This is a genomic window from Streptomyces sp. NPDC020958, assembly GCF_055562175.1.
Window position 1 is genome coordinate 1 of sequence record NZ_JBVHFU010000034.1, and the last position, 17,525, is coordinate 17,525.

The 17,525-nt window shown below is 71.0% G+C and carries 14 protein-coding genes; 9 read left to right on the plus strand and 5 right to left on the minus strand.

Annotation, left to right across the window (positions count from 1 at the left end):
- Together ACZ3KP_RS40670 and ACZ3KP_RS40675 are read right to left on the minus strand one after the other, a co-directional pair.
- Positions 1-1,145 (minus strand): cytochrome P450 (locus ACZ3KP_RS40670; protein ID WP_467506142.1); only part of this gene is annotated, 1,145 nt, incomplete at its 3' end.
- Between the two features lies 1 nt (position 1,146).
- Positions 1,147-1,347: a ferredoxin gene (locus tag ACZ3KP_RS40675; protein WP_467506144.1), complete on the minus strand. Its 201-nt coding sequence runs from the start codon at positions 1,345-1,347 to the stop codon at positions 1,147-1,149.
- Positions 1,348-1,892: 545 nt separating this feature from the next.
- Here ACZ3KP_RS40675 and ACZ3KP_RS40680 point away from each other — a divergent pair.
- From ACZ3KP_RS40680 to ACZ3KP_RS40690, 3 genes are all read left to right on the plus strand, one after another.
- Positions 1,893-2,219, plus strand: coding sequence for a hypothetical protein (locus ACZ3KP_RS40680; protein ID WP_467506146.1), 327 nt, complete (start codon positions 1,893-1,895; stop codon positions 2,217-2,219).
- A gap of 400 nt (positions 2,220-2,619) precedes the next feature.
- On the plus strand, positions 2,620-2,820 hold the full coding sequence (locus ACZ3KP_RS40685) for a ferredoxin (protein ID WP_467506148.1): 201 nt from the start codon (positions 2,620-2,622) through the stop codon (positions 2,818-2,820).
- Between the two features lies 1 nt (position 2,821).
- Positions 2,822-4,096, plus strand: coding sequence for a cytochrome P450 (locus ACZ3KP_RS40690; protein ID WP_467506150.1), 1,275 nt, complete (start codon positions 2,822-2,824; stop codon positions 4,094-4,096).
- A 142-nt stretch (positions 4,097-4,238) separates the two neighbouring features.
- On the opposite strand, the gene hemE is transcribed toward ACZ3KP_RS40690, so the two are convergent.
- Complete coding sequence (hemE, locus tag ACZ3KP_RS40695; RefSeq protein WP_467506151.1) at positions 4,239-5,354, minus strand: uroporphyrinogen decarboxylase; 1,116 nt, start codon at positions 5,352-5,354, stop codon at positions 4,239-4,241.
- Between the two features lie 284 nt (positions 5,355-5,638).
- Here hemE and ACZ3KP_RS40700 point away from each other — a divergent pair, with 284 nt between their 5' ends.
- On the plus strand, positions 5,639-7,138 hold the full coding sequence (locus tag ACZ3KP_RS40700) for an aldehyde dehydrogenase (protein ID WP_467506152.1): 1,500 nt from the start codon (positions 5,639-5,641) through the stop codon (positions 7,136-7,138).
- Between the two features lie 119 nt (positions 7,139-7,257).
- A complete protein-coding gene (locus ACZ3KP_RS40705; RefSeq protein ID WP_467506154.1) occupies positions 7,258-8,529 on the plus strand; it encodes a cytochrome P450 in 1,272 nt (423 codons plus the stop codon).
- A 32-nt stretch (positions 8,530-8,561) separates the two neighbouring features.
- On the opposite strand, the gene ACZ3KP_RS40710 is transcribed toward ACZ3KP_RS40705, so the two are convergent.
- Positions 8,562-10,040 (minus strand): FUSC family protein, encoded by a 1,479-nt coding sequence (locus ACZ3KP_RS40710; protein WP_467506160.1) that lies wholly within the window; start codon positions 10,038-10,040, stop codon positions 8,562-8,564.
- Between the two features lie 115 nt (positions 10,041-10,155).
- On the opposite strand from ACZ3KP_RS40710, the gene ACZ3KP_RS40715 reads away from it, so the two are divergent.
- From ACZ3KP_RS40715 to ACZ3KP_RS40725, 3 genes are all read left to right on the plus strand, one after another.
- The gene (locus ACZ3KP_RS40715; protein ID WP_467506155.1) at positions 10,156-10,620 is read left to right on the plus strand and encodes a MarR family winged helix-turn-helix transcriptional regulator; all 465 of its coding nucleotides are present in this window, start codon (positions 10,156-10,158) and stop codon (positions 10,618-10,620) included.
- 773 nt (positions 10,621-11,393) lie between these two features.
- Positions 11,394-13,040: a BTAD domain-containing putative transcriptional regulator gene (locus tag ACZ3KP_RS40720; protein ID WP_467506157.1), complete on the plus strand. Its 1,647-nt coding sequence runs from the start codon at positions 11,394-11,396 to the stop codon at positions 13,038-13,040.
- Between the two features lie 110 nt (positions 13,041-13,150).
- Positions 13,151-13,930 (plus strand): thioesterase II family protein, encoded by a 780-nt coding sequence (locus ACZ3KP_RS40725; protein WP_467506158.1) that lies wholly within the window; start codon positions 13,151-13,153, stop codon positions 13,928-13,930.
- Positions 13,931-14,082: 152 nt separating this feature from the next.
- Here ACZ3KP_RS40725 and ACZ3KP_RS40730 read toward each other — a convergent pair whose 3' ends face one another.
- Positions 14,083-14,838 (minus strand): thioesterase II family protein, encoded by a 756-nt coding sequence (locus ACZ3KP_RS40730; RefSeq protein WP_467506159.1) that lies wholly within the window; start codon positions 14,836-14,838, stop codon positions 14,083-14,085.
- Between the two features lie 1,052 nt (positions 14,839-15,890).
- Here ACZ3KP_RS40730 and ACZ3KP_RS40735 point away from each other — a divergent pair.
- Positions 15,891-17,525 (plus strand): type I polyketide synthase (locus ACZ3KP_RS40735; protein ID WP_467506162.1); only part of this gene is annotated, 1,635 nt, incomplete at its 3' end.

Genomic DNA, 17,525 nt, shown 5'->3' on the forward strand with positions numbered 1-17,525 from the left:
TCCATCCGGGCCAGGTGCGACCCGAGGCAGCGGTGGATGCCGAGGCCGAACGCGGCGTGCCGGTTGCCCTCGCGGTCGATGAGGACCTCGTCGGCCCGGTCGAACTGGGCCGGGTCCCGGTTGGCGGAGGGGAAGGACAGCAGGATCCAGTCGTCGGCCTTCATGTCGACGCCCCGCCAGTGCATGTCCTCCTTCACCAGCCGGGCCATGGTGACCGGTGCATAGGCGCGCAGGAACTCCTCCATCGCGGTCGGCAGCAACCCCGGCTCGGCGACCAGGCGTTCGCGGTCCTGCGGGTTCCCGGCCAGGTGCCACAGGGAGGTGCCGATCGCGCTGTAGGTCGTGCTGATGCCGGCGATGAGCAGCAGCATGATGGTGCCGATGACGTGGTTCGGTTCGAGCTTGCGGCCGTGCAGCTGCGCGTTGAGGAGGTAGCTGACCAGGTCGTCACGCGGCTGCTCGACGTGCTTGTTGACCTCCGCGAGCAGGTAGATGAACACCCGGCCCATGTGTTCCAGGCGCTCTTCCCGCGACTGCTTGCCCTCGCCCTCCAGGTTGGTGGCGAGCTCGTGGAACCGTTCCCGGTCCTCGGGGGGCAGGCCGAGCAGGTCGCCGATGACCCGGCTCGGGATCTGCTGCGCGTAGGCGTGGGCGGCGTCGACGACGTCGCGTCCTTTGAAGCCGTCGATGAGGGAGTGGCAGAACACCCTCGTGCCCGGCTCCAGCTTGGCGACCGCGGTCTTGGTGAACGGTGGGAGCAGCAGCTTGCGCGCGCCATGGTGGAACGGCGGGTCGGAGGTGATCGGCGGGGCCTCGCCGATCGGCGCCAGGTCCCGCGGCGGCCGGAACTCGCTCATGTTGGTTCCGAGCGAGGAGAACCGGTCGGTGTCGTAGGCGATCGCCGCGACGTCCTCGTACCGGGTCGGCAGCCACGCGCCGCCGAACCGCTCGGTGTGCGCGATCGGGCACCGCTGCCGCAGGTCGTCCATGATCGGGAAGGGATCCTCGGCCCACCGCGGATCCAGGTGCGAGAAGTCCGTCGCCCAGTCCGTCACCGGGCCGGTGATGATCTCGCCGCGCGAAGTGTGGAACCGATCCCGGTCGGCGTGCCGGAAGTCCTTGTTGAAGCGGTCGTCGGCGGCCACGTCACGCCCCCTCGGTCAGGGTGATCGCCCGCTCCGGGCAGCTCGCGACCGCGAGGCGGACCTCGCGCTCGTCGCCCGACGCCACCGAGCCGTCGCCGGGAACGTTCCCGTAGCCCTCGCCGTCCTCGCCGAACACGCCGGGGGCGATGTCGTAGCAGCGGCCATGGCCCTGGCAACGTCCGGAGTCGATCTGTACATTCACAGTGAAATGGCCCCTTGTCATGAGACTGATCCGCACGCCCGTTCGGCATACCTCGTCGTGCCGGGCTCGTCGTGCCGTTCGATCAGTTCCATGCCGCGGCCCACGAGAGCACGGGGTCCTCGCGGGGCGCGTGCGGCGGCGACCGGAACCCCCCGAAACCCGGCGGGTCCAGTGGGCCGGATGCCCACGAGCGGTCTCCTCAGCGTGCGACGTGCCGGGTGCCGACGCGGTCCATGCTTCCTGGCACCGACCGGCACGGAAAGGGCAGTCAGCCATCGTCCGGCCATCGCACGGTAATTGAGTGCCCATCGCGGTCCGTGGCGCGCGCCAGTTACCCCGCAGTGGCCGACCGATGGCCGACCACCCTTTACACCACCGCGCGGCGCCAGCAAGCATGAGAGCGCGACGGGCCTGGCAACGACGAAGAGATGGTGATCCTCAAGGGTCGGCCGGATATGAGCACACCGCCCTCTGACGACACATCCGCCTGCTGAAGTACGGTTCCGCGACACCGCGACACACAGAAGATGAAAAGGTGACAGTCAATGGGGTATGTGTTCTCGCTGGTTCTCAGCCGGGAGATTACCGAGGACGAGATGACCACCCTGAAGGTGGCTTGCGGCGCCGCCGACTTCGGCACCGACGTGCTTCCGACCGACGCCGAGGTCACCGTCACGCGGATGGACTTCGATGACGCAGACTCCCCGACGCTGGCTGATGCCATCGAGGCGGCTCTCGCGGCGGTGACCGAGGTGTCCGACCTCGGCGTGTCCGAGCTCACCGTCCCGGCCCAGCCGGCGGGTGCCGAGGAGGGCGGGGCCGCCGCGGCCGAGGCCAAGGAGCCCGTGGCCGCCGGCATCGGTACGGACTGACAGCGGGTCGGTCCTCGCGCCGCCGGATACACGCCGTCCGACCAGCCGACGGCGTGTTTCTGCGTGTCGGCCCCGGAGGCCCGGCCGGTCCCGCGTCCTCGGCCACCGACCCCGGGACGTCGTTCCCGGCAATGGGCACTCAGTTACTCCGCGATGGCCGGGCGATGGCCGACCGCCCTTTCGGCGGCCGTGCGATGCCGGGCAGCATGAACACCGCAGGTATCCGGCTCGACCGCATGCTGGGGGGACCGCCCGTGGCCATGGGGCCCGTTCGCCCGTCGAACCCGCTCGACCGGGGCGTCATCGCCTTCCCGGAGACCTCCGCCGCCGCTGGCCTGCCGCGCAGGATGGCCGAACGGGGCCATGCGGATCAGCCTCATGACAAGTGGGACGGTTCACTGTGAAAGTACAGATCGACTCCGGACGTTGCCAGGGCCATGGCCGCTGCTACGACATCGCCCCCGGCGTGTTCGGCGAGGACGGCGAGGGCTACGGGAACGTTCCCGGCGACGGCTCGGTGGCGTCGGGCGACGAGCGCGAGGTCCGCCTCGCGGTCGCGAGCTGCCCGGAGCGGGCGATCACCCTGACCGAGGGTGCGTGACGTGGCCGCCGACGACCGCTTCAACAAGGACTTCCGGGACCCGGACCGGGACCGCTACCACAACATCCGCAGCGAGAACATCACCGGCCCGGTCACCGACTGGGCGACGGACTTCTCGCACCTGGATCCGCGGTGGGCCGAGGATCCCTTCCCGATCATGGACGACCTGCGGCAGCGGTGCCCGATCGCGCACACCGAGCGGTTCGGCGGCGCGTGGATCCCGACCCGGTACGAGGACATCGCGGCGGTCGCCTACGACACCGAGCGCTTCTCCTCGCGGTCGGTGAACGTGGGCAACTTCCGGCCGCCGCGGGACCTGGCGCCGGTCGGTGAACTGCCGCCGATCACCTCCGACCCGCCGTTCCACCACGGCGCGCGCAAGCTGCTGCTGCCGGCGTTCACCAAGACCGCGGTGGCCAAGCTGGAGCCGACCACGAGGGCGTTCTGCCACTCCCTCATCGACGGCTTCAAGGAGCACGACGTCGTCGACGCGGCCGAGGAGTACGCCCAGCGGGTGCCCGAGCAGGTGATCGGTGACCTGCTCGGCATCCCGCAGCGGGACCGGAAGCTGTTCCGCGAGCTCATCGCGAACATCAACCGCGAGGACGCCCTCGACTCGCGGGACGAGCACGTCGAACAGCTGAGCAAGATGTTCGTCTTCCTGCTCGCGGAGATCAAGGAGCACGTCAAGAACCCGCGTGAGGACCTGATCACCTACCTCCTCAACGTGGAGCTCCGGGGCCGCAAGCTCGATCCCAACCACATCATCAGCATGATGCTGCTGCTCTTCGCGGCGGGGATCGGCACGACGACCAAGTCGATCGGCTCGTCCCTGTGGCATCTGGCCGGGAACCCCCAGGACCGCGAACGCCTGGTGGCCGAGCCCGAGTTGCTGCCGACCGCGATGGAGGAGTTCCTGCGCGCCTTCGCGCCGGTCACCATGTCCCGGCTGGTGAAGGAGGACATGCACTGGCGGGGCGTCGACATGAAGGCCGACGACTGGGTGCTGCTGTCCTTCCCCTCCGCCAACCGGGACCCGGCGCAGTTCGACCGTGCCGACGAGGTCCTCATCGACCGCGAGGGCAACCGGCACGCCGCGTTCGGCCTCGGCATCCACCGCTGCCTCGGGTCGCACCTGGCCCGGATGGAACTGCGCGTCGCACTTGAGGTCTGGATGGAGCGGATCCCGGAGTTCAGCCTCCAGGACCCGTCCACGGTGGTCTGGGGCGGGCGCCTGGCCCGCGGGCCGCTGTGCCTTCCGCTCCGGATCAGCTGACGCAGGGCGGGCCGCAGTACGTCGAAGGGCCCTGGGGACCCGGCTCCGCCGGGTCCCCAGGGCCCTTTCCACTGCACCGGTGGACCGGCCACGGTCCGCCCTCCCGGCCGAAGCCGCCCCCAGGGGTTCGGCGGCAGCAGCCTTACGCCGTGGGCGTGCTCCAGGCGCGCACCTGCTCGACGACGGCGGTGACGTGCTCGATGGGCGTGGTCTTGACGATGCCGTGTCCCAGGTTGAACACGAACGGCCCCCCGCTCAGGCCGCGCAGGATGCGCTCCGTCTCGGTGTGGAGCGCGGGACCGCCGGCGATCAGCAGCTGGGGATCGAGGTTGCCCTGCACGCAACGGCCCAGCCCGCGCTGGAGGTTGCGCGCGGCCCAGTCGAGGGGAACCGTGGAGTCCAGGCCGATGCAGTCCGCACCGGTCGCCTCGGCGAAGCCGTTGTAGGAGAGCCCGGCGCCCCGGGGGAACGCGATGACGGGAACGTCCGGGTACTGCGCCTTCAGCGCGCTGATGATGGCGGCGATCGGCTTGACGCACCAGCGGTCGAAGAGGACGTCCGGAAGCACCCCGGCCCAGCTGTCGAACACCTGGACCGCTTCGGCGCCCGCCTCGATCTGACGGCCGAGGAACTGGATGATGGCGGTCGTCAGCAGGTCTATCAGGGGCTGGAACCCGTCGGGGTCGCTCAGCGCCCACTGCTTGACGACGGAGTGCTCCGAGGCGGCGCCGCCGCGGCCTTCGACCATGTAGGTGGCGATGGTCCACGGTGCGCCGGCGTAACCGATCAGGGCCGTCTCGGCGGGCAGGGCGCGGGTCAGCTGACTGACCGTCTCGTAGATCGGGGCCAGTTCCTCGTGGAGGCGGGAGATGCTCAGGAATTCGGCGATGTCCGCCGTCGAGCGCACGGGCGGCGTCAGCACCGGCCCCTCGCCGACCCGGTAGTCCAGGGTCTGGCCCAGTGCGGCGGCGACCTGCGGAAGGTCCGCGAACACGATGGCGGCGTCGAGCGGGAAGCGGCGCAGCGGCTGCAGGGTGACCTCGACGGCGTGCTCGGGCGTGGTGCAGAGCCCCACCATGCCGCCGGCCGCCTCGCGGACCTTGTGGTACTCAGGCAGGTACCGTCCGGCCTGCCGCATCAGCCAGACCGGCGGCCGCTCGGTCCGCTCTCCCGCGAGTGCGCGCAGGAGCAGCTTCTTGGGCTGGACATTGCCGGATCCCGGCTTCGGACCGACTGCTTCCCGGATGCCGACGTCCACGCTGTTCCATCCTGTTGAATCGCCCCGGTATCGACGGGACTCGGGTAAAGAACTCGGACCCCTCGGACGGGGGCCGTTGGCAGCGTAACAGAGCCCGGTCGGCCGTCCCGGCAGGCGTTTGACGGTCAGTCAAGGAGCGGGTCGGGATCCCGGACGGGCCGTGCCCCGGGATGGAAGTCCCAGTTACCCCGCAGTGGCGGACGGTAGGCGGAGCGCCATTTACGCCTCCGTCGGGCGCACGCGAACATGATCGCCGTCGAGACGGCGATCGGGAGGATGACCGGATGAGCCTGGCGGGACGCGCGGAGGCGCCGATCGGTCGGACGGACCGTTTCTTCATCGGCGGGCAGTGGGTCGAGCCGTCGTCCAGCGCCATGATCGACGTGATCGACTCCGGGACCGAGGAGGTCTACTTCAGGGTCGCGCAGGCGCAGGCCCCCGACATGTCGAGGGCCGTCGCGGCGGCGCGGGAGGCCTTCGACGAAGGTCCCTGGCCGCGCCTGACGCCGGCCGAGCGGGCCGGGTACCTGCGGGCGATCGGTGCGGAACTCAGGCTCCGCGGTGAGGACATCGCCGAGATCTGGCCGCGTGAGTCCGGTGTCCTGCACACCTTCGCCGCCACCGCCGGCACCGGCGCGGAGGCCGCCTTCAAGCGGTACGCCGCGCTGGCCCGCACCTTCCCGTTCGAGGAGCCGGTCAAGCCGACGGCCGGCGGACAGTTCGGCATGATCGTCCGTGAGCCGGCCGGTGTGGTCGGTGCGATCATCCCGTGGAACGCCCCGATGGGGATGATCGCCAACAAGGTCGGCCCCGCGCTGCTCGCCGGGTGCACGGTGGTCCTGAAGTCGGCGCCCGAGGCGCCGGGGGAGGGCTACCTGATCGCCGAGGCCGCCGCGGCGGCCGGGCTGCCGCCCGGCGTGCTCAACGTCGTCACCGCCGACCGCGAGGTGTCCGAACTGCTGGTGCGCGACCCGCGAGTGGACAAGATCACGTTCACCGGGTCGACGGCCGCGGGCCGGCGCATCGCCTCGATCTGCGGCGAGCGGGTGGCCCGCTGCACGCTGGAGCTCGGCGGCAAGTCCGCCGCCGTGATCCTCGACGACATGGACCTCGGGACGGCCGCGCGCAGCCTCGCCCAGGCCGAGTGCTTCCTCACCGGGCAGGTCTGCTCGTCGCTGACCCGGATCGTGGTCAGCCGCTCGCGGCACGACGAACTGGTCGAGGCCCTCGCCGGCGTGTTCTCCCGGGTGCGCGTCGGGGACCCGTTCGACCCGCGTTCGCAGATGGGGCCGCTGGCGGCCGGCCGGCAGCGGGACCGGGTCGAGGGATACATCGCCAAGGGCGTCGCGGAAGGGGCCACGCTGGCCACCGGAGGCGGTCGCCCGAAGGGCCTGACCCGCGGCTGGTACGTCGAGCCCACCGTGTTCGGCAACGTCGACAACCGCTCGGTCATCGCTCAAGAGGAGATCTTCGGCCCCGTGCTGTCGGTCATCCCCGCGGCCGACGAGCAGGAGGCGATCCGGATCGCCAACGACACCATCTACGGCCTCAACGCGGCAGTGTTCACCAACGACGTCAACCGTGCCCGTGAGGTCGCCAGGCAGCTGCGCTCCGGCACCGTCGGCCACAACGCGCTGCGCAGCGACCTCGGCATCGCGTTCGGCGGGTTCAAGCAGTCCGGCATCGGCCGCGAAGGCGGGCGCGAGGGACTGCTGCCCTACCTGGAGACCAAGACCGTGATCCTCGAAGGCCGGCCGGCCGGGTACGAGGACACCGTCCTCTGACGGCAGCCGCCCCGACGCCGCGTCCGCTCGTCGGCCGGCCCCTGCCCGCCACGTTGCTCGACCACCACACTGACCACCCGGCTCACCCGTGAGCCCGCACAGCCGACGGGGACACACTGATGACTGACCTTGAGGTCCGCCCGGAGGAACTCCAGGCCCTCGCCGTTCTCTTCGGCCTCGGTGACCCGTACCCGGAATACGCGAAGTGGCGTGCGCGGCAGTCGGTCGTCCGCCCGCACGAGAAGCTGTTCGTCTTCAGCCGATACGAGGACTGCGCGGCGGTCCTCGGCAGCTCGGCCTTCGGCCACGCGCCGCGCGAGGCCAGCCCGTTGCGCAGCCTGTGGCGGGGCGCCGGCCGACCCGCACCCGCCGCCCCGGACACCGCCAGTGCCGCCGACGCCGACACGGCCGTGGTCACCGCCCAGGACAACGCCAGCAACATGCTCCGGCTGAACCCGCCCGACCACACGCGGCTGCGCCGCCTGGTGTCCCGCGCCCTCACTCCGGCGAGCGTCCGGGCCCTGATGCCGCGCATCGAGGCGATCACCGGCGAGCTGGTGGGCGAGCTCGGCCCGAACTTCGACGTCATCGGCGATCTCGCGCTCCCGCTGCCGGTCCGGGTGATCAGCGAGTTGCTCGGCATCCCGGTGGCCGACCGGCCGATGGTGGTGACCTGGTCCGAGCAGCTGTCCCGGAGCATCGACCCCGGCTTCCTCATCACACCCGAGGACCGCGTCGCGATGCGCGCGGCCCGGGACAGCTTCCACGAGTACCTCGGGGCGCTGATTCCCAGGCGGCGCAGCGAGCCGGGCGACGACCTCGTCTCCGCCCTCGTCCATGTCCACGACGAGGACGGCACGCTGACCGAGCACGAGATCATCATCACCTGCCGGCTGCTGCTCATCGCCGGCCACGAGACCACCCGCAGCCTCATCGGCGGGTCCGTCCTCGCCCTGCTCAACCACCCCGCCCAGCTCGCCGCCCTGCGGGCCGACCCGGACCTGGTCGAGCGGTGTGTCGAGGAGGCCCTGCGCTACGACCCGCCCATCCAGCTCCTGGTCCGTTCCGCGCTGGAGGACACCACGGTCGGCGACACCACGGTCCCGGCGGGCGCGCGTGCCCTCATGCTCGTCGGCGCGGCCAACCGCGACGAGGCGCTCGGCGACGACCCGGAGGACTTCGACTTCCTCCGTCCCGCCCGCCGGCACCTGTCGTTCGGCCACGGGATCCACTTCTGCCTGGGCGCCCCGCTGGGACGCGCCGAGGCTGCCATCGCCCTGCGCCACCTGCTGCCGGTCCTCGCCGAGGCCCGGACGACCGAGCCGCCCGTGTGGAAGCCCCACACCGTCCTGCGCGGTCTTGAGCGCCTCTGCCTGACCACGTCGAACTGACGGCTGGTCAGCCAGAGGCGGGCCAGTGACGGTCAGGCGGCGGAAACCGGCGGCTGGAGGGCCTCGCCGCTGCCGGCCACCTCGGACGGCCGGCCTTTGGCGAGGGCCGGGATCGCGGCGGCGAACCGTCGGAGCGCGGCATCGAGGTCGGCCAGCGGCGCCGTCGCAGCGGGTTCCGGCAGCTCGGGCAGGGGGCCCTTCGGGGCCGACACGGCACGGCGCAACAGCCTTACGGTCTCGGCGGTGGCACCTTCGCGCGGGCCGGGCTCGCTCGCGGCCAGGGCGTGCACCGGGCCGCGAGCCGCGAGCAGCGCCTCGCAGGCATCGGCCGGCGTGATCCTGTGCCCCGCGCCCAGCCTCCGAGTGGCCCTGCGGTGCAGCCGGTGTGAACGGGCGCTCGCGTGCAAGTTGGTGGCCGCGGCGTCGAACGCGGCGAGCGCCTTGGCGGTGGGGGCCCCGTCGCGGCGGGCATCGAGCAGCGAGGCGAGTGCGGCGAGGGTCGCGCCCAGCCGGGCGCGCACCGCGTCGCCGGTGCGCACCGGCACCAGGAACCAGCCCACGACCACCGCCAGCACCGCCCCCAAAACCAGCGCCTGCAGGCGGATGAGCAGCAGGTCCTCGGGGGACTGGCCGAAGTACCCGTAGAACATGGACAGCGCCGTCGTGATGCCCGCGGCGTAGAAGGCGTAGTTGTAGGTGCGCAGGGTCGTGGCCACGGCCAGCACCACGAAGATCAGCACGATGCTGGTCGTGCCGTGGGGTTCGGCCACCGCGGCGATCAGTGCCGCGACGAGCGTGCCCGCCATCGCGCCCAGACCACGCTCGACGCCCTTGAGGGCCAGGTCCCCGCGGCCGACCGGGCCGAGGCTGACGACCATGGCACTGATCACGCACCACTGCCAGTGCTCGCCGAACATCAGGTGCCCGAGCGAGAACGCGGCGGTCAGCGCCACCGCCATCTGGAGCGCCATCCGGCTGCGGGGCGACAGTCCGGCGCGCCGCGCCGACCGCTTGGCGGGGGCCTGCGCCGGCGGCGAACCCGGAAGGCCGGTCAGCTTCTCGGCGACCAGGCGAACCACGCGGACCCACACGAAGGCGCTGAACCCCACCAGCGCCATCCAGCCGCAGATCGGCCACCACGCCATGTGCCCGGTAGCGGATCCGGCGGACAGCAGGGCGGCGATCAGCGCCAGCGGAACCAGTGCCCCCAGCCGGGTGACCGCCGCTCCGAACCGCCTGGTCCAGATCGAACCCGCCATCAGCGCCACGAACACCGCCCCGCCGGTCACGGGGTGAACGGCCATCTGCCCACCGAGCCAGACGCTCGCCCCCGCGAGGACCGAGAGCGCGACGGCCGCAATGACCTTCTGCGGGACCGGCTCACCGCCGGGGCGGCGCGACACCGTGAACGCGAAGATGACGGCCGGCACCCCGAGCACCGCCCCCGGGTACCCAGCGGCGAGGCGCGCGATCTCCACCGCCGTGAAGAAGGAGCCCAGCACGGCGACCATCGCCACCGTTGAATAATAGACTTTGATTAGCATTCCCACCCTCTGCATGGCCCATTCTGCGCAGAATACCGGGGCACCGCTTCCGCTAATACTACATGCTGTTTAGTATTGAAGGATGGACACCGACGACTGCACCCAGGCCCTGCTCCAAGGCCTGCTCCGCCTGGGCTCCCGGCTGCGCCACGAGCGCCCGGCCGGTGCCCTGACCGCGAACAAGATCATCGTGCTGGGCCACCTGCGGCGGAACGGGCCCTGCACCCCCAGTGCCGTGGCCCTCGCCGAGCACCAGCAACTCCAGTCCCTGACCCGGACGTTCGCCGAGCTGGAGGCCGACGGCCTGATCACCAGGCAGCGCTCGGAAACCGACCGGCGCGCCTCGATCCTCTCGATCGCCGACGCCGGTGCCCGGGCGCTGTCCGACGATCTCGCGCAGCGCGCCGCATGGCTCGGCAGCGCCCTCGGTGCGCTCAGTCCGGTCGAACGGCAGCTGCTGGCCCTGGCCGCCCAACTGCTCAACCAGTTGGCCGACGCCCCCGCCACGACCGGCCCGGAGGAGCGGGCCGGGGCGCCCGCCCGCTGACGGGCCCGACTGGGACCTTGGCGCCAGTTTGACGTCCAGTCATCAGTATTTGACCTTGAGTCACCATACTAAAGCTTTGCCGAATATTAGGTGTGGCGTGCAACTATGGCCAAACGGGATTCTCCGTTCCGCATTACGGACACCCCTCGTTGCGAAGCTTGTCTCAATCGCCCTCCTCCGGGAGTGCAAGGGGATCGGTGTGGGCACGTATTTGCCTCGTCTTTATGTCATGCTCGTGTAACCTCAGGTGACGGCGATCGGGGGACGAAGGATGATGACGGGATTAGTGCCGGGCCGGCTGCGGATGATGCTCTCCGCACAGGGCGAGATCAACGTGAGCGTCCGCCGCCGCCGCGACGTCCTCGGACGGAAGCAGGCCGGGCGGGTGGGCGCTGTGCCTTCACGAAATGGCGACGGGCCTTCGGGGAAGGGTCATGGAGCCGGGTTGGGTGGCCGAAGAGCCGCGGCAGGATTCCCGGCGGCACGGGTGGCCGGTGAAATGCTCGGCCCCATCGCGATCATTTCCCGTGCCGCCACCGCTCTCTGACGCAGTACCAGATGTTTTGTCCATGCCGCCAAGAGCGTCGGCAAGGGCTCCGCAGGATGCCTTCTCCCGTCTGAACAACCCTCGGCAGTTCAGTGCCCCGATGGTCCGTGAATTCCTGTAGCCCATTGATCCGTGAGCACCTTGCAGGACCTGTCCAATTGTGGACGAACTGCGTCGCGCATGGCGGGAGGACAAATTGCAGTTCAATATCCTAGGCCCACTGGAAGTGGTTTCTCAGGACAGGGCGGTGCCGCTCGGCGGGATCAAGCAGCGTGCGATGCTGGGCATGCTGCTCCTGAGGGCGAACCGGATCGTCCCGTCGAACAAACTGCTCGACTCCCTCTGGGACGGCCACATTCCGCCGACCGCAAGGAAGATGCTGCAGAATGCGGCCTCCTCGCTGCGCGGAATGCTGGCCTGTGACGGCGGAAGCGCCGACCCGCCGGTACTGCTCACCCACACGCCCGGATACCTGCTGCGCGTCGAACCCGGCAGCATCGACTTGAACGTGTTCACGCAACGCACCGAACAGGGCCGTGCGCACGCCGCCGACGCCGACTGGGAATCCGCGCGTCGCGTGCTCCGCTCGGCACTCGACGTCTGGCGCGGCCCGGTCCTCGCCGATCTGGCCGAGACGTGCGCCGCGTGGCCCGAGGCCGCCGCCGTCCAGAACGCGTACGTCGTCGCCGTCGAGGAACTGTTCGATGCCGAACTTGCCTGCGGGCGGCACCGTGAGGTGATCGCGGAACTCGAACTGTTCGCGGCACGGGAGCTGTTCCACGAACGCCTGGTGGCACAACTGATGCTCGCGATGTACCGGTGCGGTCGGCAGTCGGACGCGCTCGACGTCTACCGCCGCGCCCGCGTGTCGCTGATCGAGGCCCACGGACTGGAACCCAGCCGGGAACTCCAGGAGCTCGAACACCTGATCCTCAAGCAGGACGTGAGGCTGGACTGGCACGGCGGTGAGATGCCCGCGCTCGGCGACAACGGCATCATGGGCGGCCCCTGGTCGGCCGACGTCCCGGCCGAGCAGCCGGTACCGGCCGCCGTGCCGCGCGAGGAACGTCCCGCCGAGCCCCGCCGCCCGGAGCTCGTCCCGACGGATGGCTGCGACGTGCCGCTGCCCCAGAGGCAGTTGGCCACCGTGCTTGCCGTCGTCGGCGAGGCCAGGCCCGGGGCGGACGTCGCTGAAAATGTGTCCGCGTTAGACACGGTGGCCGCGACGGTGGACCGCGAGGTCAGCCGGTACGGCGGCGTGGTCATCAGCAGGGTCGCGTCCGTGAGCTGGATCTTGTTCGACGACGCCGAGCACGCCCCCGATCGTGCCGTCGAGGCAGCCCTGGCGATCCGTGCCGCGCTCGGACGGACCCGGCCCGTCCGCGACACCGCCGCCGACGGGGTCCCGCCGGCGGCGGTCAAGGTCGCGGTCGTGTCCACCGACGCGACGCACAGCTACCGCCCCGACGACGGCACACTGCGCGACCTCGACAGCGCGGTCGTCGGTCGCTGCCTCCAACTGGCCAGCGCCGCCCCGGCGGGACAGGTCTGGGTCGGGGAGGAGACCAAGCGCGCCACTGAGTGCTGCTGCCGGTACGAGCAGGTCGGCGACGGCGCGTGGGAGGCGGTCGAACTCCTTCCGCAACCGCAACGGCAGGACCGGGTGAAAATGGTCATCGGAGGCCCGGACAAGATCAAGAAGCTGCGCGGGCTGCTCGCCGGCATCAGCGGGCAGCACGCCTCGCGGCTGATCGAGAGAATCAGCCGCCGCGGGGGCGGCATACCGGAGAACGCGGTGGTCGAGGTCACCGTGAGCGTCCTGCTGCCCTCGGACGCCGCGCACGGCTGGGCGGCGCTGCCGGAGGGCGCGTGAACCCGCTTCAGGCCCGCAGACCGACCAGAAGCACCGGGAACACCGGGAACACCGGGAACACCGGGAACACCGGGAACACCGGGAACACAAGGACTGCCAGGAGGGGCGGGATGGGAATCGACGAGGGTGACGAGAGCCTGTGGCTCAGGCGTTTCGTGCCAGCAGACCACGCGGAGAGCCGCCTGGTCTGCTTCCCGCACGCGGGCGCCTCCGCCCCGTTCTTCCTGCCGATGGCGCGAGCGCTGGCTCCGGCCGTCGACGTCCTCGCGGTGCAGTACCCCGGACGCCAGGACCGGCGGGCCGAGCCCTGCATCGAGGACATCCCCACCTTGGCGGACCACATCGCCCGCGCACTGACCGGGTCGCTGGACCGTCCACTGTCGCTGTTCGGCCACAGTATGGGCGCCGTGCTCGCCTTCGAGGTCGCCCGGCGCCTCCAGCGGGACCACCCGGGCCAGCCCGCGCACCTGTTCGTCTCCGGCCGGCGCGCCCCGACCCGCCTGCGCGAGGAGACGCACCACCTGCTCGACGACGAAGGGATCATCGCGGAGATCCGCTCGCGGCGCGGCCCGCAAGCCCGGGCGATGGAGAACCCGGAAGTGCGGGAGATGGTGCTGCCGACGCTCCGCGGTGACTACACGGCCGTGGGGCGGTACCGCTACGTCGCCGGTGAGCCGTTGCGCTGCCCCGTGACCGCGCTGGTCGGGGACCGAGACCGGGAGGCCAGCATCGAGGAGGTCAGGGACTGGGAGGAGCAGGCGTCCGAAGGCGACTTCGACTTCCGGGTCTTCCCCGGCGGGCACTTCTACCTGGTCAAGGAGATCGCCGGGGTCGTGTCGGTGGTGTCCGACCGCCTCGCTACCGGGAAGGGAACCGGCCTGCTCCACTGAGCAGCCGGGCTCCGCACCGGGGCCACGCCCTACCGCCACCGCCACCGCCACCTCCACCTCCTCCAACGCCCCTACCTCCTACCGCTGCATCGCGGAGGCGGTCGGGGCGTCGGTCGTCGAGGCCGGACCGCCGTCCCGCGCTCGGCGTCGGCCTACTGCGAAAAGTGCTCCCTGAGAAGGGAGTTGATCGCGCCCACGTGCGCCGTGATGAAGAAGTGCCCGCCCGGGAAGGTGCGGACCGTGCAGGTGCCGGTGGTGTGCTGCTCCCACGCACGGGCCTCGGGCAGCGTCGTCTCCGGGTCGGTGTCGCCGGTCAGGACCGTGACCGGGCAGCCGACGACCGCGTCCGGAGCGCACCGGTAGGTCTCGGCGGCCTGGTAGTCGGCACGCAAGGACGGCAGGGCGGCCCGCATCAGCTCCTGATCCCCGAGGACGCTCGCGGCAGTTCCGTTCAGCCGGCGCACCTCGGTCAGGATGCCGTCGTCGTCCCGCAGGTGGATGTTGCCGCCCCCGTTGCGGTGGGCGGACGGGGCACGGCGGCCGGAAGCGAACAGGTGCGTGACCGGACTGCCGCCGGCTTCGAGCCGGCGGACGGTCTCGAAGGCGATGGTGGCACCGAGGCTGTGGCCGAAGAACGTGACCGGAAGCGACGGTTGACGCAGCAAAAGTTCGTGGATCCGCTCGGCCAGCGAGTCCACGTCCGTCAGCGGCTGCTCGGCGCGGCGCTCCTGCCGCCCGGGGTACTGGATGGCGATGACGTCCACATCGGGGCTGAGCGCCGATGCGACGGGCAGGTAGAACGGTGCCGAGCCGCCCGCATGCGGGAAGCACACCAGGCGGGCCTTGGCCGTGGGGGACGGGTGGTAGCGGCGGCACCACAGATCATCATCGACAGACAGAACGGACATGCCACTCCAAGTGCTAGTACCAGCAGGATGGTTCGTGATGCATCTGCCACGTGCCGCAGTCACTCGCACCTCATGCGCAACCGCCGCACCGGGTGTCGTGGCCCTCGATGCCGTCGTGTCGGCAACCGGGTGGCCGTACCGGGGAGCGAGAACGAGCCCACGACCGGGTGAGTCGACGACTCGATCCCACGGACCGGCCGGACCGGCGCGGCCGGCGGGAACCGACGGTCACCCGTGCGCCGGAAGCGACAGCGGTGAACGCCGGCACGGTGCCCACCACCCTGGCCCGAAGCCGTTGTTGACGGGCGATGCGCCACGATAACAGGTGGAGATCCGCACCGGCCCGTCCACCGACGGCCGCGCGCGCACCGAGCTCGCGGGCCGCGCCAGGCGCGGCACGGCGACCTGAACACCGACGGACCGGCGCCGGCCTCGGGACGGCGCGCGAACTGCCCGATGGCAGGATTCCATCCACCGGGAACTCCACGCTTCCCCCGCGATGACCGCCCGGATCCGCATGTCCGCTCACCTGGGCGTCCGCTGTCTGTCCGATTCGGCGCCCTGCCGGGACGACCTGGTTGCCTCCCGATGGGCGTCTGGTGGAACGGCGTCATTTTCGGGCCGTCCGCCCACGTGATGAGCTTCTTCCCATGAAGGACTGGACGATCGGCCGGTGAGCCTACTGCGTGTCTTCGGGGGTGAGTCGACGCGGCTCGGTCGGGAGCGACCGGCCCGCGGTGCTCGGCGTGTCCGTGCCGCTGGATCACCCGGCGCGGGGCGGAACGACTTCCAGCGAATCCCGGCAGGCCGATCTGGCGCGCCGTCAGCGGGCACCCGAGGGTCGGCACCCGGCACGCGCTCCTCCCGGACGCCAGGCCTCCTGCCGACCGGTGCCGGCGGACCGCAGCACCGGGACTGGGCGCGGTGTGGTCAGCGCGCGTAACGACACTGACCCGGGCCCAGAGGCGCCGCAGCGGCGGACGGTGCCGGCGGTAACAGGCTCACAGCCTTCTGAGAACGCTAATTTCCTTCTTCGCAGGGGACGGATGGACATGCCGGGCGCTGAACAACTTCCTGCGCAGGATGACATGATCGCGGTCATCGGCATGTCATGCCGTCTGCCCAAGGCGCCGGACCTCGATGCCTTCTGGCAACTCCTCCGTAGTGGCGGCGACGCGATCACGCGAGTGCCGGCGGACCGGGAGGAGATCGGTCGCCCGCGCGCGGGCGAAGCCCTGCCCGGCACCGCATTCGGCGGCTACCTGGAGAGCGTCGACCGGTTCGACGCCGAATTCTTCGGCATCTCGCCCCGGGAAGCCGTCGCGATGGACCCCCAGCAGCGGCTGGTGCTCGAACTGAGCTGGGAGGCGTTCGAGGACGCCGGAATCGTGCCCGGCGACGTCCGCGGCGACCGGATCGGCGTCTTCATCGGAGCGAACCGCGACGACTACGCCGCACTGCTGCGCGGCCGCGGAACGGACGCCGTGACGGCGCACAGCAACGCCGGTCTGCAGCGCGGAATGATCGCCAACCGGGTGTCCTACGCGCTCGGACTGAACGGCCCGAGCATGACGGTGGACACGGCCCAGTCGTCCTCGCTGGTCGCCGTCCACCTGGCGTGCGAGAGCCTGCGCCGCGGCGAGTGCACCAGCACGCTGGTCGGCGGCGTCAAGCTCAGCATCAGCCAGGAGACGGCCGCCGAGGAGGCGAAGTTCGGCGGCCTCTCGCCGGACGGGCGCTGCTTCACGTTCGACGAGCGCGCCAACGGCTACGCCCGCGGCGAGGGCGGCGGCGTGCTCGTCCTGAAGCCCCTGGCGAGCGCGCTGGCCGCCGGTGACTCCGTGTACTGCGTGATCCGCGGCAGCGCCGTCAACAGCGACGGCGCCAGCGACGGCCTGACGGTCCCGAGCAGCGCCGCGCAGGAAGCCGTCATCAGGCGCGCCCACCAGCTCGCGGACCTGCGGCCGGCGGACGTGCAGTACGTCGAGCTGCACGGCACCGGGACCCGGATCGGCGACCCGGTCGAGGCGGCGGCGCTCGGGGCCGCGCTCGGCCGGGACCGCCGCGAGCACGGCCCGCTGGCCGTCGGCTCGGTCAAGACGAACATCGGCCACCTTGAGTCCGCGGCGGGCATCGCCGGCTTCCTCAAGGTCGCGCTGGCCATCCGCCGGCGCGAGCTCCCGGCCAGCCTGAACTTCCGCGCGCCGAACCCGCAGATCCCGCTCGACGAGCTGAACCTGCGGGTCCAGACCCGCACGACGCCCTGGCCGCAGGCCGATCGGCCGCTCATCGCCGGTGTCAGTTCCTTCGGGATGGGCGGTACGAACTGCCACGTGGTGGTCGGCGAGGCTCCCGTCCCCGAGCGGTCGGTGGCACCTGAGGCCGGGTCGGGGCTGGAGTCTGCGGGTCCGGTGGCGTGGGTGTTGTCGGCGCGGTCTGGTGTGGCGTTGGCTGCGCAGGCGGGTCGGTTGGCGGAGTTCGTGTCGGCGCGTCCGGAGGTTGCGGTCAGGGATGTCGCGTTCTCGCTGGCGGTGACGAGGACTACGGGGTTTTCGCACCGTCTGGCGGTGGTGGGTCGGGGCCGTGAGCGGTTGTTGGAGGGGTTGTGTGCTGCGGCTGAGGGGCGGGCTGTGGCGGGTGTGGTGACCGGGGTTGTGGGTGATGGTCGGGTGGGGGTGGTGTTCTCG